Origin of the sequence: Nocardia sp. NPDC050435, from assembly GCF_040655395.1 — a bacterium.
In the GTDB taxonomy this organism is placed as follows: domain Bacteria; phylum Actinomycetota; class Actinomycetes; order Mycobacteriales; family Mycobacteriaceae; genus Nocardia.
The window spans coordinates 1-13,881 of sequence record NZ_JBFAJW010000016.1 but is presented as its reverse complement, the minus strand read 5'-3'; the positions used below and the strand labels follow the sequence as shown (position 1 = coordinate 13,881).

14 protein-coding genes are annotated in these 13,881 nt (G+C 68.9%); 3 read left to right on the top strand and 11 right to left on the bottom strand.

Annotated elements, in window-relative coordinates:
* Nucleotides 1-25 precede the first annotated feature (25 nt).
* Nucleotides 26-1,138, bottom strand: a complete 1,113-nt coding sequence (gene rlmN, locus AB0I43_RS36810) for a 23S rRNA (adenine(2503)-C(2))-methyltransferase RlmN (protein WP_356978877.1) — start codon at nucleotides 1,136-1,138, stop codon at nucleotides 26-28.
* Between the two features lie 588 nt (nucleotides 1,139-1,726).
* Here rlmN and AB0I43_RS36805 point away from each other — a divergent pair.
* On the top strand, nucleotides 1,727-2,839 hold the full coding sequence (locus AB0I43_RS36805) for a lipase family protein (RefSeq protein WP_356978875.1): 1,113 nt from the start codon (nucleotides 1,727-1,729) through the stop codon (nucleotides 2,837-2,839).
* Here AB0I43_RS36805 and AB0I43_RS36800 read toward each other — a convergent pair.
* From AB0I43_RS36800 to AB0I43_RS36775, 6 genes are read right to left on the bottom strand one after another with little or no spacing between them, the layout of a single operon-like run.
* On the bottom strand, nucleotides 2,812-3,963 hold the full coding sequence (locus tag AB0I43_RS36800) for an NAD(P)/FAD-dependent oxidoreductase (RefSeq protein ID WP_356978873.1): 1,152 nt from the start codon (nucleotides 3,961-3,963) through the stop codon (nucleotides 2,812-2,814). The genes AB0I43_RS36805 and AB0I43_RS36800 overlap by 28 nt on opposite strands.
* A 14-nt stretch (nucleotides 3,964-3,977) precedes the next feature.
* Nucleotides 3,978-5,201, bottom strand: a complete 1,224-nt coding sequence (locus AB0I43_RS36795) for a TetR/AcrR family transcriptional regulator (RefSeq protein ID WP_356978871.1) — start codon at nucleotides 5,199-5,201, stop codon at nucleotides 3,978-3,980.
* Between the two features lie 52 nt (nucleotides 5,202-5,253).
* On the bottom strand, nucleotides 5,254-6,084 hold the full coding sequence (locus AB0I43_RS36790) for an SDR family oxidoreductase (RefSeq protein WP_356978869.1): 831 nt from the start codon (nucleotides 6,082-6,084) through the stop codon (nucleotides 5,254-5,256).
* Between the two features lie 22 nt (nucleotides 6,085-6,106).
* On the bottom strand, nucleotides 6,107-6,520 hold the full coding sequence (locus AB0I43_RS36785) for a MaoC/PaaZ C-terminal domain-containing protein (RefSeq protein ID WP_356978867.1): 414 nt from the start codon (nucleotides 6,518-6,520) through the stop codon (nucleotides 6,107-6,109).
* A complete protein-coding gene (locus AB0I43_RS36780; protein ID WP_356978865.1) occupies nucleotides 6,517-6,975 on the bottom strand; it encodes a MaoC family dehydratase N-terminal domain-containing protein in 459 nt (152 codons plus the stop codon). The genes AB0I43_RS36785 and AB0I43_RS36780 overlap by 4 nt, the downstream gene beginning before the upstream one ends.
* A gap of 1 nt (nucleotide 6,976) precedes the next feature.
* Nucleotides 6,977-8,164, bottom strand: a complete 1,188-nt coding sequence (locus tag AB0I43_RS36775; RefSeq protein ID WP_356978863.1) for a lipid-transfer protein — start codon at nucleotides 8,162-8,164, stop codon at nucleotides 6,977-6,979.
* A gap of 185 nt (nucleotides 8,165-8,349) precedes the next feature.
* Between AB0I43_RS36775 and AB0I43_RS36770 the strand changes: the two genes are divergently transcribed.
* Both AB0I43_RS36770 and AB0I43_RS36765 read left to right on the top strand, forming a co-directional pair.
* Nucleotides 8,350-9,894 carry a long-chain-fatty-acid--CoA ligase gene (locus AB0I43_RS36770; protein ID WP_356978861.1) on the top strand — a complete coding sequence of 515 codons (1,545 nt, stop codon included), beginning with the start codon at nucleotides 8,350-8,352 and terminating at the stop codon, nucleotides 9,892-9,894.
* Between the two features lie 53 nt (nucleotides 9,895-9,947).
* Nucleotides 9,948-10,361: a lipopolysaccharide assembly protein LapA domain-containing protein gene (locus AB0I43_RS36765; RefSeq protein WP_356978859.1), complete on the top strand. Its 414-nt coding sequence runs from the start codon at nucleotides 9,948-9,950 to the stop codon at nucleotides 10,359-10,361.
* On the opposite strand, the gene AB0I43_RS36760 is transcribed toward AB0I43_RS36765, so the two are convergent.
* The 4 genes from AB0I43_RS36760 to tsf all read right to left on the bottom strand — a co-directional run bounded on the left by AB0I43_RS36760 (nucleotide 10,358) and on the right by tsf (nucleotide 13,722).
* Nucleotides 10,358-11,296 carry a phosphatidate cytidylyltransferase gene (locus AB0I43_RS36760; protein WP_356978857.1) on the bottom strand — a complete coding sequence of 313 codons (939 nt, stop codon included), beginning with the start codon at nucleotides 11,294-11,296 and terminating at the stop codon, nucleotides 10,358-10,360. The genes AB0I43_RS36765 and AB0I43_RS36760 overlap by 4 nt on opposite strands.
* Nucleotides 11,297-11,347: 51 nt before the next feature.
* Nucleotides 11,348-11,905, bottom strand: coding sequence for a ribosome recycling factor (gene frr / locus AB0I43_RS36755; protein ID WP_356979095.1), 558 nt, complete (start codon nucleotides 11,903-11,905; stop codon nucleotides 11,348-11,350).
* Between the two features lie 63 nt (nucleotides 11,906-11,968).
* Nucleotides 11,969-12,712: a UMP kinase gene (gene pyrH / locus AB0I43_RS36750; RefSeq protein ID WP_356978855.1), complete on the bottom strand. Its 744-nt coding sequence runs from the start codon at nucleotides 12,710-12,712 to the stop codon at nucleotides 11,969-11,971.
* A 185-nt stretch (nucleotides 12,713-12,897) separates the two neighbouring features.
* Complete coding sequence (gene tsf, locus AB0I43_RS36745; protein ID WP_356978853.1) at nucleotides 12,898-13,722, bottom strand: translation elongation factor Ts; 825 nt, start codon at nucleotides 13,720-13,722, stop codon at nucleotides 12,898-12,900.
* Nucleotides 13,723-13,881: the final 159 nt, after the last annotated feature.

Sequence of the window (13,881 nt, the reverse complement as noted above, 5' to 3'; positions counted from 1 at the left end):
AGCGCCGAACAGTTATCGACCCGTACTACCCTTCGGCAGCGAGCTGTCCGCAGGCCGCGGCGATCTCCTGCCCCCGGGTATCACGCACGGTGCAGGGCACACCCTGTTCGTTGACCCGGCGGACGAACTCACGTTCCACGGGCTTGGGGGCAGCGTCCCACTTCGACCCCGGGGTGGGGTTGAGCGGGATGACATTGACGTGCACACGCGAGCCCAGCGCCTTGTGCAGCTTCTTGCCGAGCATGTCCGCACGCCAGGGCTGGTCGTTGACGTCGCGGATCAACGCGTACTCAACAGAGACGCGACGGCCGGACTTGTCGGCGTAGTAGCGAGCGGCGTCGAGGACCTCGGCGACCGGCCAGCGGTTATTCACCGGGACCAGGGTGTCGCGGAGTTCGTCGTCGGGGGTGTGCAATGACACGGCGAGAGTGACCGAGAGGTCTTCGTCGGCGAGCTTGCGGATGGCTGGAGCCAGGCCGACAGTGGACACCACCACGTTGCGCTGGGAGATGCCGAAGCCATCCGGAGCGGGGGAGGTGATGCGGCGCACGGCGGCGACCACGCGCTTGTAGTTGGCCAGCGGCTCACCCATGCCCATGAAGACGATATTGGACAGACGGCCGGGACCGCCGGCGACCTCGCCGTCACGCAGGGCGGCGGCGGCCGCGCGCACCTGGTCGACGATTTCGGCGGTGGAGAGGTTGCGGGTGAGTCCGGCCTGGCCGGTGGCGCAGAACGGGCAGGCCATGCCGCAGCCGGCCTGGCTGGAGATGCAGAGGGTGTTGCGGTCGGCGTAGCGCATGAGGACGCTCTCCAGCAGGGTGCCGTCACCGGCTTTCCAGAGCGTCTTGCGGGTCTCGCCGGCATCGCAGCTGATGTGTTTCACCACGTTGAGCAGGGGCGGGAACAACGCGGAACCGATTTTCTCGCGGACCGGGGCGGGTAGATCGGTCATCTGCTCCGGATCGGCCTGCAGCCGCCCGTAGTACTGCCGCGCGATCTGATCGGCCCGGAATTTGGGCAGACCCAGCTCCTCGACCGCCTTCTTCCGCCCGTCCGCGTCGAGATCGGCGAGGTGCGTCGGGGGCATGCCACGGCGCGGAGCTTCGAAAACAAGGGGTACGGGGACGGCGGTCATAGTGCCTCCAGTGTCCCATACCGCGATCATGGCTGGTCCGATGCGTCCGGACTCGGCCCGAGTCAGGTGCCCAGCCTGGCAATCGGCACCACCTGGGCTCGAATCACGTTGGCGAGGGGGCGATTTCGAGCTAGCGTGGACAGCGTTGCCGCAGCCGGTCCCACCGCAGCTCCCGGGGCGCAGACGTTAGCTACGCCACAGTCACCGCCGGAGGTCGCGATGAGCACCGGGCAAGACCAACCCGATCGACGAAAGCGGGGCTCTACCGAGGCGGACGCGTGGCCCAGCGCCCGAGGACATCGCGGAACCCGCCCCGCCGTTCGCGGCGTGCGGGAACTGACGACAGCCGTCCCACCGGAAAATCGACTGCGCAGCGACCAGAACACACCCGGCCGACGCCCGCCGAGGTATGTCGTGCCTGGCCAGGCCGGAGCATCCGAATCCGGCCCCATAGCCCAGCCCGGTGCGGGCCGGACAGGACCCGGCGCAGTCCGTGCCGACGCGACACCCCGCCACGCGGTCGCCGCCCGCGCCATCCGGAACGCCGCCAACCACAGGCGAGCCGCGACCCTCACGACCGCGCTGATCTTGCTGACGACGCTTCTCCCCTTCAGCACCGCTGCCGCGCAACCATTCTCGCCTTCCACAGCACTGGCCCACCTCTCGAACGGCACGCTCCTCGAGACCCGGGAGATCCAGCTCTTCGGCCTCCCCCTCCCGGTCCGGACCTGGCAACTCACCTACAAGTCCCTCGACGCCGAGAACCAGCCGACCACCGGCCGCACCACCCTGGTGGTGCCGGACACACCGTGGCCCGGGCCGCGCCCACTGGTCAGCCACCAACTGGCCGAGGACAGCCTCGGAACTGGCTGCGCCCCTTCGGCTTTCCTGGAACACGGCTTGGCGGCCAGGCTCAACAACGGCAACGCCGAGGCCCCGCTGGCCGTCCTCGCGCTGCGCCGCGGCTGGGCCGTCGCCTTCCCCGACTACCAGGGCCCCCGGGAACGCTTCCTCGACAAGGCGCAGACCGCGCACAGCGTGCTGGACGCCCTGCGCGCCGCCCGCGCGTTCGCCCCCGCCGACCTGCGCGCCGCCCCTGTGGCACTCGCCGGTTTCTCCGGCGGCGCGATCGCGAGCGCCTGGGCCGCCCAGGCTCAGCCCGCCTACGCCCCCGACCTCCCGCTGACCGGCCTCGCCCTCGGCGGCCTACCGACGGCCTTCGACGAGGTCATCGGCACGGTCAGCGGGACGACGAACGCGGGCCTCGGCCTGCTGATCCTGGCCGCGTTCCATCGCCTCTCCCCCGCCTCGGACCTGCCCGCCCTGCTGAACGACCAGGGCAACCGCATGCTCACCAAAACACAGGACTACTGCGGCGCGGATTTCCTCACCCGGTACCCGTTCGCCGACATCGACACCTTCACCCGCGCGCCGGGCATCGGCTCGCACCCCCGCATCCAGGCGATCGCCCGCGGCCTCGACCTCGACGCGACCGCCCCACCACCGGCTCCCACCTACCTCTGGCACTCCACCGAGGACGACGTCCTGCCGATCGCGACCACCGACCGCCTGGTCGCGGCATGGCGCGGCGCGGGCGCTCCGCTGACCTATGTCCGCACTCACGACCCCTCGCACGCCAGCTCCGGAATCGCCGGCTTCCCAGCCGCTTTCGACTATTTGGCCGAGCGCTTCGCGGGCTGACCGAGCACCGCGGCGATCTTGCGCGCATCGATCGCCAGCTCCCGGAACATCCCGCTGATCGGGTTGGTGAACCCGGTGAAATACAGCCCTGGAGCGTTCGGATGGGTGCGCGCCCCGTGCACCGTCGGCCGCCCCTGCTCGTCGAGCAGCTCGAAATGCCCGACCAGTTCCCGCAATCCGTGCTCGAACCCGGTCGCGGCGATCACCGCGTCCGGCGCGATCGCCGCGGATCCGGTGAGCAGCACCTTATCGGCCTCGAAACCCGTTACCGCGCCGACGATCTCGACCTTGCGCGCCTTGATCAGATCGATCAGTCCCACGTCGATGATCGGCACCGCCCCGTCGGCGAGCAGCCGCGTGTAGACGTCCGCGGCCGGCCGGGGCAACCCGAACGCGCTCAGATTCGGCGTGGTCAACCGGCTGGCCAGCGCGATGAACCGGTCGACGAACGGCACCGGCAGCTTGCGCAACAGGATGCCCACCGAGCTCTGCCCGATCCCCGGCGCCACTCCGCGCCGGACGAAGGTGGGGACGGTACGCACCGCGAGCCACACCCGCGCCGCACCGCCTTCGACCAGATCCACCGCGATCTCGGCGCCGGTGTTGCCGGTGCCCACCACCAGCACCGAGCGTCCCGCGTATGGCGCAGCGTTGCGGTAGTGGGCGGAATGCAGCAGCTCCCCGCGGAATTCGGCGCGGCCCGGCCAGTCCGGCAGCAGCGGCGTGTGGTTGTAGCCGGTCGCGACGATCACCTCGCGCGCGGTGATGTCGCCCTGCGCGCTGCGGGCGAGCCAGCCTTCGCCGAACCGATCGAGCCGCTCGACGGTCACCCCCGGACGCAGCGAAAGCCGGTGGTGCGCCGCGTAATCCGTGAGATACCGGACCACGTCGGCCCGTGCCACCCAATCCCCGTAGGACCGGGGGAATTCGAAGCCGGGCAGGTGCGAGTGCCGCCGGATGGTGTGCAGTCGCAGCCGCTCGTAGTGTCCCTGCCAGGCCGAGCCCACGCTGTCGGCCTTGTCGACGAGAATCACCTCGCGCCCGGCCCGGGTCACACAGGCCGCGGCCGCCAGTCCGCCCGGACCCGCGCCGATCACCAGAACTGGTCCCCGCGCATCCCTCATTCAGTGAAACTAACTCATTTCGGATGCTGGCGTGCCCGCATCGGCGCGGCCGCCCGCAGTCCGAGTACCTGCGCGCCGATCGCGGCCGACACCGCCTCGATGTCCGGCAGCGCCCGCAGATGCGGCGTCAGCGCGGTGTCGTTGATCATCGACTGGACCGCCTGCACCCGCACCCGCGCGCCCACCGGATCCCATTCCGGGTGCACCCGCCCCAGCAGATGCACCCACTCCGCGATATAGGCGCGCTGCGCCGCGCGCGCCCGGCCGCGCCCGGCCTCGGGCAGATGCGATGTCTCCGACAGCAGGGTCTGCATGAGCTGCGGCGTCTCGAAGACGAAGCCGCTGTAGCTGGTCAGGATCCGGTCCAGCGCGTCCCGCTCGTCGGCGGCGCGGGCCAGCGCCTGGTGCATCCCCATGCGCAGCCATTCGTCCCCGCGCAGGATGGCCGCGGCGAGAATGTCGGCCTTCCCGTCGAAATGGTTGTACACGCTCGGCCCGGCGATGCCGACGGCCGCGCCGATGTCCTCCACGCTGACGCCCGTGAAACCGTGCTGGGCAAAGAGTTTCGTGGCCTCGGTGAGAATCGCCTCGCGCCGCGACAGCGCCGCCAGCGGCACCTGCCGTCCGGGCTCGCGCCGCGTGCCAAGGCTGGGCAGCGACGCCTCCAGCGTCCGCAGCACGAGATCGGTGAGCAGGTCCGGGAATTCGGGGTCGGGCAGCGAAAGACTGTGGAACGACACACTGTTGGCCACCGACAGCGCCGACCACGCCAGCACGTCCCGCTGCGCCGGCTCCAGCTCGGGCCGGGCGCGCCCGATGAACTCGGCCATCCGCCCGTTGATCCGGCGCGCCTGCGCCCGGAACGCCGCACGCTCGTCGTCGACCAGATGCCGCGATTCCCGCCGCCACAGCACCCCGACGCCCCGGTGCGCCAGCACCGAGTTCGCCAGGGCCGCGGCCACCTGATCCAGCCGCGGCGGCGCGGTGGCCAGCGCGTCGTCGAGGGTCTGCAACGCACCGGCCACCACTTCGGCCAAGAGGCCGTGCTTGCCACGGAAGTGCCGGTACAGCGCGGACGGGCCGATGGCGACGGCCTCGGCGACCTCGCCCATCCCGACATTGGCGTAGCCCTTGCGGGAGAACAGCTCACTCGCCGCCGCGACGATGAGATCCCGCCGGTTCGCCGGCCGGGTGCCCCGGGCCGGACGGACCACGCCCGGCCCGTTCACCATTGCCATTCCTCTTCCACGCGATAGGACGGTACAGGCGAGCCCGCCGCTCGCGCTGTCCTCAGACGTTGAAGCCGCCGCCGCACACGACTGTCTGACCCGAGATGTAGTTCGACTCCTGCGTGCAGAACAGATACACCGCACCCGCCGCCTCGGCCGGCGTACCCGCCCGCCCGAGCGGGATCATCTGCTCCATCGCCGCCGCCAGCTGCGGATTGACGCCGACCTTGATCTCCTTGCCCTGCACCTCGATGGTGCCGCCGCTGCCCGCGGGCGCCTCGGTGAGGCGGGTCTTGATCATGCCGAACGCGACCGCGTTGACGGTGACGTTGTAGCGTCCCCACTCCTTGGACAGCGTCTTGGTCAGCCCGAGCAGCCCCGCCTTGGCCGCGGAGTAGTTCGCCTGACCGGCATTGCCGCCCGTGCCCGCGATCGAGGAAATGTTGACGACCTTGCGGCACGGCACCGGTTCGCCGGCCGCCTTCGCCTGCTTCACCGATGCCGCGATCACCGGCTGCGCGGCGCGCAGGATCCGGAACGGGGCCTTCAGGTGCACGTCGAGAATGGCGTCCCACTGCTCGTCGGTCATCTTCTGGATCACCGAATCCCAGGTGTAACCGGCGTTGTTGACGATGATGTCGAGACCACCGAACTCCTCGACGGCGGTCTGCACGAAGCGGTCCGCGAACCCCTCCTCGGTGACGCTGCCGAGGCAGGACAGCGCCTGTCCCCCAGCGGCTTCGATCGCGGCGACGGTCCCCTTGGCCGGTTCGGCGTCGAGGTCGTTGACCACCACCCGCGCGCCTTCGGCGGCCAGTTTCAGTGCGATCTCCCGGCCGATACCGCGGCCGGAGCCGGAGACCAGGGCGACCTTGCCATCCAGAGTTCCCATGTGTTGCAGATCCTTTCGGGTTTCAGGGCAGAGCGACGACGGCGTCGCCGGTCAGAGTGACGGTGCCGTCGGCGAGGGTGACCGTCAGCGCGAGGGTGGCGCGGCGCTCGCCGTCGACCTCGTCGATCGCGACCACCGTGCCGGTGGCGGTGGGCGCGCCGTGCACCGGCGTGATCGCGGCGAAGCGCACGCCGTAGGACCGGATCCGCCGCTGCGGAACCCAGTCGGTGAGCAGGCGGCCCAGGTAGGCCATGGAGAGCATGCCGTGCGCGAAGACGTCGTCGAGCCCGGCCGATTTCGCGACATCGAGGTCGATGTGCATGGGGTTGTGGTCACCGGAGGCGCCCGCGAACAGGGCGAGCGTCGTCCGCGAGATCGGGCGGATCCGCAGGGGCGGCAACTCGGTGCCGACGGCGGCGGTGTCGAGGGCGGTCATTTCCCGGCTCCTGGATTGCGAATGACGATGGTCGACCGGAGATCCGCGACGGGCGCGCCGTCGGGCCGGGTGACCGCGGTTTCCTTGACCAGGAACTCCAGCGCGCCGCCCTTCTTGCTGTAGACGTCGGTGAGCCGCGGCGTCGCGATCAGCACGTCCCCGGCCACCGCGGGCGCGTGATAGGTGAATCGCTGTTCGCCGTGCAGGATGTAGCGCAGGTCGACGCCGGCCCGCGCGAGAAAAGCGAAGGCGTCGGGCCGGTCGAGTTCGAGCGCGAACAGGAACGTGGGCGGCACCGGCAGGTCGGCGTAACCCGCGGCCCGTGCGGCGGTCAGGTCGGTGTACACCGGATCGGTCTCCCCGATCGCTGCCGCGAAGAACCGCAGGCGGCCCGCCTCGATGGTCGAGGTGATCGCGGGCAGCACCGTGCCGATGAGGCCGGGATCGAGAGTCATCTCAGCTCACCTTCTCGTACAGGGTCACCACGGCCGCGCCGCCGAGCCCGATGTTGTGCTGTAGCGCGACCTTCGGCGCACCCGGCACCTGCCGCGCGTCGGCTCGCCCGCGCAACTGCCACACCAGCTCGGCGCACTGCGCGAGCCCCGTGGCGCCGAGCGGATGGCCTTTGGACAGCAGACCGCCGGAGGGATTGGTGACCACGCGTCCGCCGTAGGTGTTGTCACCGTCCTGGATGAACTTCTCCGCGGTGCCCTCCGGCGTGAGGCCGATGGCCTCGTAGGTGAGCAGTTCGTTGGCGGTGAAACAGTCGTGCAACTCGACCACCGGTATCTCGGTCGGGGCGACGCCGGACGCCTCGTAGACCTGCGCGGCCGCGGCCTTGGACATGTCGTAGCCGACGATCTTGGTCATATCGGACTCGGTGAAGGTCGAGGGCAGATCGGTGGCCATGGCCTGCGCTCGGATCACCACGGCGGCGTCGATGCCGTTGGCGCGCGCGAACTTCTCGCTCACCAGCACCGCGGCCGCCGCGCCACAGGTCGGTGGGCAGCACTGCAGGCGGGTCAGCGGGCCGTAGATGTGCGGGGACGCGAGCACCTGCTCGACCGTCACCGGATCCTTGAACACCGCGTACGGATTCCCGGCCGCGTGCCGGCGCGACTTCACCGAAATCGCGGCGAAGGTCTCCGGCGCGGTGCCGTACTTCTCGGCGTACTGCCGTCCCGCCCCGCCGAACATCTGCGCCGCGAAGGGGGCCTCGGTGCGTTCCTGGATCTGGTCCATCACCGCGTCGAACCGGGTGAACGGCGAGGGCCGGTCGGTGTAGGCCATGGCCAGCGCGCCGCGCTGCATCTGCTCGAAGCCGACCGCCAGCGCGACGTCGACCGCGCCCGACTGCACCGCCTGGCGCGCCAGATACAGCGCCGAGGATCCGGTCGAGCAGTTGTTGTTGACGTTGACGACCGGGATGCCGGTCTGCCCGAGGCCGTAGATGACCGCTTGCCCACAGGTCGAGTCACCGTAGACGTAGCCGGCGTAGGCCTGCTGGATCGCGGAGTACTCGATCCCGGCGTCGGCCAGCGCTCTCCGGGCGGCTTCGGTGCCCATGACGTCGTAGGTCTCGGTGCGGCTCGGCGTCGTGAACGGGATCATCCCGACGCCCGCCACCACCACTCGATTACTCATAGCGCTCCTAACGATTGAAGCTATTCACGATTCACTTAGTAGACCCGCACCGACCTTCGATGGCAAGTTTTCGGAGAAAAGTAAGCGCTAGAAGGAAGCCTGCCCCGAGCGGCAAAGCCCATTGCCCATGGTGTGATCGGTGTTACGCTACGGCCGATTCACATCGCACGCTCGGAGGATTACCGATGTACCTCACCCAAGGTCTGCACCGCGCCGTCCAGCAGGATCCCGGCGGGATCATGACGATCTACGGCGACCGGACCCGCACCTTCGCCGAGGCCGCCGACCGCGTCGCCCGGCTGGCCGCGGCGCTGCGCGAACTCGGGGTCGCCGACGGGGACCGGGTGGCGATGCTCGGCCTGAACTCCGACCGCTACAGCGAATACCTGCTGGCCGTGCCGTGGGCGAACGCGGTGCTGAATCCGGTCAACATTCGCTGGAGCCCGGCCGAAATCGTCTACAGCTTCCGCGATTCCGGCACCACGGTGCTGTTCGTCGACGACGCGTTCGCGCCCATGCTCCCCGCGATCCGGCAGGACTACGACGGCCTGGCCGCCGTCATCCACTGCGGCGACGGGCCGACCCCCGAGGGCGCGCTGTCCTACGAGGAGTTGGTCGCCGCCGCCGAGCCGATCCCGGATGCCCGGCGCGGCGGCGACGAACTGGCGGGCGTCTTCTACACCGGCGGTACCACGGGATTCCCCAAGGGCGTCATGCTCAGCCACGACAACCTCTTCGCCTCGGCGCTCGGCTCGGTCGCGACCGGATACCTGTTCGCGCCGAACAGCCGCTATCTGCACGCCGCACCCATGTTCCATCTCGCCGACCTCAGCGGCTGGGCGGTCGTGGTGTTCCTGGGCGGTACCCACGTCATCATCCCGATGTTCGACGCCGCCGCCACGATGCGCGCGATCGCCGAGCACCGCGTCACCGACGCGCTGCTGGTGCCGGTCATGCTGCAACTACTGGTCGACCATCCAGACATCCACGACCACGATCTATCCAGCGCCGAACGCATCCTCTACGGCGCGTCGCCGATCTCGCAGGCCGTACTGGAGCGCGTGATGAAAGCCTTCCCCAACGCCCGGCTGACCCAGGCCTACGGCATGACCGAGTTGTCCCCGGTCGCCACCCTGCTCGGTCCCGACGATCACACCGGCGCGCTGATGCGCTCGGCCGGGCGGCCCGCGCCGCACGCCGAGGTCCGCATCGCCGACCCCGACGACAACGAGGTCCCGCGCGGCACCGTCGGCGAGATCCTGGTGCGCGGCGACCACGTGATGCTGGGCTACTGGAACAAACCGGAGGAAACGGCCGCGGCGCTGCGCGGCGGCTGGATGCACACCGGCGACGGCGGCTACATGGACGACCAGGGCTACGTCTTCGTCGTCGACCGGATCAAGGACATGATCGTCACCGGCGGCGAGAACGTGTACTCGGTAGAGGTGGAGAACGCGGTCGCCGCACACCCCGGCGTCGCGGCCTGCGCGGTCATCGGCGTGCCGGACGAGGAATGGGGCGAGCGCGTCCACGCCGTCATCGTCTGTGTCCCGGGCGTCACCGTCACCGCGGCCGAGATCCGCGAACACGCCAAAACCCGCATCGCCGGCTACAAGGCTCCACGCAGCATCGAACTCACCGACGCCCTGCCCGTCTCCGGCGCCGGCAAGGTCCTCAAGCGCGAGCTACGCGGCAAGTACTGGGAAGACGCCGGCCGCCAGGTCCACTGAGAACCGTCCGAACGCGGGCGAGTAAGCCGGACGCGAGCGGGAATGCCCAGGACATGTCGCTGAATCCCGAATACTCGCCCGAGCCGCGGCGGGCGGAACCGCAACCGCAGCCCATCGAGCCCGAGCCGCACCGCCCGGAGCCGTCCCACCTGGAGACCGAGAAACGCGGCCCGCAACCCGATCCACCGGTCACCGAGCCCGGGCCGGCCACACCGCCCGCCAAACAGTCGCTGGGCACGCGCACCGGGTGGGCGTGGACCGGGTTGACCGCCGGGGCGATCATCCTGATCGTGCTGCTCGTGTTCATCCTGCAGAACCTGGGCAGCGTGACCGTCAGCCTGTTCTTCTGGGAATTCAACCTGCCCGTGGGCATCGCGGTGCTGCTGTCCGCCATCGGCGGCGCGCTGTTGATGGCCTGCGTCGGCGGGTTGCGCATCCTGCAACTCAGGCGCGCCGCCAAACACTAGATCAGGGTGCTCAGCACCAGCCACGAGACGAAGGCCGACGGCAGCATGGAATCCAGCCGGTCCATGATGCCGCCGTGGCCCGGCAGCAGCGTGCCCATGTCCTTGATGCCGAGTTCGCGCTTGACCTGGGACTCGATCAGATCGCCGATCGTGGCGACCACGACCAGGCCGACACCCAGCACGACACCGATCATCGAGTTGGCCTGCAACAGCAGGGTGACCGTGAGCAGGCCACCGATGACGGCGAAGACCAGCGACCCGCAGAAGCCCTCCCAGGACTTCTTCGGGCTGATCGAGGGCACCATCGGATGCTTGCCGAACAACACCCCGGCCACATAGCCGCCGACATCGGAGCAGACCACCAGGATCATGAAGGTCAGCACCCGCAGATTGCCGTCGGGCTCGAGCAGCAGCAACGTCGCGAACGAGGCCAGCAACGGGATCCAGGCCAGGGTGAACACGGCGATCGCGGTGTCGCGCAGGAAGTTTCGCGGTGGCTGTTGCAGGCCGTGATCGAACAGCCGCCACACCATGCAGATCAGCGTGGTAGCCGCGAACGCGCCCGCGACGCCGCTGGCGCCGAACGGCCAGCCGAACCAGAACACCGCCTGGCCGCCGACGATCAGCGGCACGCGCGGAACCAGCACGTCGGCCTCGCGCAGCCGCTTGGCCACCTCCCAGGTGGCGACGCCGACACCGGCGCCCGCCACCGCGATGAAGAGTTTCGGGACGAACAGCAGGATCGCGATCAGCGACAAACCTAGGCCGAACCCCACGGCCAGCGCCGCGGGCAGGTTGCGACCCGCCCGCGACTTCGGAGCCGCGGCGACGGCGGGTGTGGCGTATTCAGTTTCAGGCGTGCCGTTGGCCGGTCTCGGCTCCTCGGCCGCACCGGTCGCGGCGGCGTTCTCGGCCACGATTGTCCCGTCGCTCAACTCGTTCAGTTCCGTTCGTCCCCCGCCAAAGAGCCGCCGTCCGAGGCGAACTCAGACCTCGAGCAGTTCGGCTTCCTTGTGCTTGACCAATTCGTCGATCTGACCGACATAGCGCGCGGTCGTCTTGTCCAGGTCTTTCTCGGCCCGGCCGACCTCGTCCTCGCCCGCTTCGCCGTCCTTCTGGATGCGGCCCAGTTCGTCCATGGCCTTGCGCCGGACGTTGCGAATCGAGACCTTCGCGTCCTCGCCCTTGCTCTTGGCCTGCTTCGCCAGTTCGCGGCGCCGCTCCTCGGTCAGCTGCGGCACCGAGATCCGGATGATGTCACCGTTGTTGGTGGGGTTCACGCCGAGATCGGAATTGCGGATCGCGGTCTCGATCGCGCCTAACGAGGACTGCTCGTAGGGCTTGATCACCACCATCCGCGGCTCGGGCACCGTGATGCTGGAGACCTGGGTGATGGGCGTCGGAGAGCCGTAGTAATCGATGACGATTCGGGAGAACATGCCGGGATTGGCCCGGCCGGTCCGGATGGTCCCGAGATCGTCCTTCGCCACCGAGACGGCTTTCTCCATTTTCTCCTCGGCGTCGAAGAGCGCTTCTTCAATCACGACCATGTCCTTCCTTGACACCGACTCCGCAGCGTCGTCATCGTCCTGACCCCTGGGCTCGAGCTACTGGGCTTCGGGGTCGGTCCGAACCAATGTGCCGATCTTCTCACCGGCGACCGCGCGGGCGATATTGCCCTTCGTCAACAGATTGAACACCAACATGGGCATCTGGTTGTCCATACACAGGCTGAAGGCGGTTGCGTCGGCGACCTTCAAGCCCTGTTCGATCACTTCCCGATGGCTGATCTCGGTGAACATCTTGGCGTTCTCGACCATCCGCGGGTCGGCGTCGAACACACCGTCCACCGCCTTGGCCATCAGCACCACGTCGGCGTCGATCTCGAGCGCGCGCTGCGCGGCGGTGGTGTCGGTGGAGAAGTACGGCATGCCCATGCCGGCGCCGAAGATGACGACGCGGCCCTTCTCCAGGTGGCGCTTGGCGCGCAGCGGCAGGTACGGCTCGGCGACCTGGCCCATGGTGATGGCCGTCTGCACGCGGGTGTCGATGCCCTGCTTCTGCAGGAAGTCTTGCAGCGCAAGGGAGTTCATCACGGTGCCGAGCATGCCCATGTAATCCGAGCGGGCCCGGTCCATGCCGCGCTCCTCGAGCTCGGCGCCGCGGAAGAAATTGCCGCCGCCGATGACCACCGCGACCTGGATGCCGTCGGAGACGACCTCGGCGATCTGCTCGGCCACCGTCTGCACGACGTCCGGGTCGAGCCCGACCTTGCCGCCGCCGAACATCTCGCCGCCCAGTTTGAGCAGCACCCGGCGATATCCTGGGCGGTCGGTCCCCGGGTCCGTCATCGGTGCTCGTCTCCTTTTAGGCGATTGGTCATCAACATGGCGCGAGTGCGCAACAAAGCGTTCTCATCCTGCCCTATCCGGAATCGGTCACGGCACAAGGCCCCGCCCGACACACATCCGGATGCACAGAAAAAGACCCCTCACACATTGAATCACAATGCGTGAGGGGCCATTTCACAGGCGTATCAGGCCTGGCCGACCTCGAAGCGCGCGAAGCGGGTCAGGGTGACGCCGGCCTCCTCGAGCTGCGCCTTCACGGTCTTCTTGGAGTCGGTGACCGAAGCCTGCTCCAGCAGCACGACATCCTTGTAGAAGCCGTTGACGCGGCCTTCCACGATCTTCGGCAGGGCGGCCTCGGGCTTGCCCTCTTCCTTGGCGGTGGCCTCGGCGATCTCGCGCTCCTTGGCGACGAGGTCGGCCGGGACGTCCTCGCGGGTCAGGTACTTGGCCTTGAGGGCCGCGACCTGCATACCGGCGGCGCGAGCGGCGGCCTCGGCGGCCTCGCCCTCACCCTTGTACTCGACCAGCACGCCGACGGCGGGCGGCAGGTCGGTGGCACGCTTGTGCAGGTAGACGGCGACGGGGCCGTCGAAGGACGCGACGCGGCGCAGTTCCAGCTTCTCGCCGATACGGGCGGCCAGCTCCTGCACGGCCTGATCGGCGGTCTTGCCGCCCAGGTCGACAGCCTTGAGCGCGTCCAGATCGGCGGGGCGGGCCTTGGCGGCCGCCGCGACGATGCTGTTCGCCAGGTCCTGGAACTCCGCGTTCTTCGCGACGAAGTCGGTCTCGGAGTTGATCTCGATCAGGACGCCGTCCTGCGCGGCGACCAGGCCCTCGGCGGTGGAGCGCTCGGCGCGCTTGCCCACGTCCTTGGCGCCCTTGATGCGCAGGAACTCGACAGCCTTGTCGAAGTCGCCGCCGTTCTCCTCCAGCGCCTTCTTGCAGTCCATCATTCCGGAGCCGGTCAGGTCCCGGAGCCGCTTCACATCGGCAGCGGTGTAGTTCGCCATCTCGGGCGAGCCTCCTTGAAAAGTTTCGGTTACTGGGCAGCGGTGGTCACGTTGGCATGCCAACCAGTAACCCCCAGGAAAAACAGGTAAAGACAAGAAACACAAAGCGCCGCGCGACACCGCCGCCCGGGCAGCCCAAGCGCCCCGCCGCACACCCAA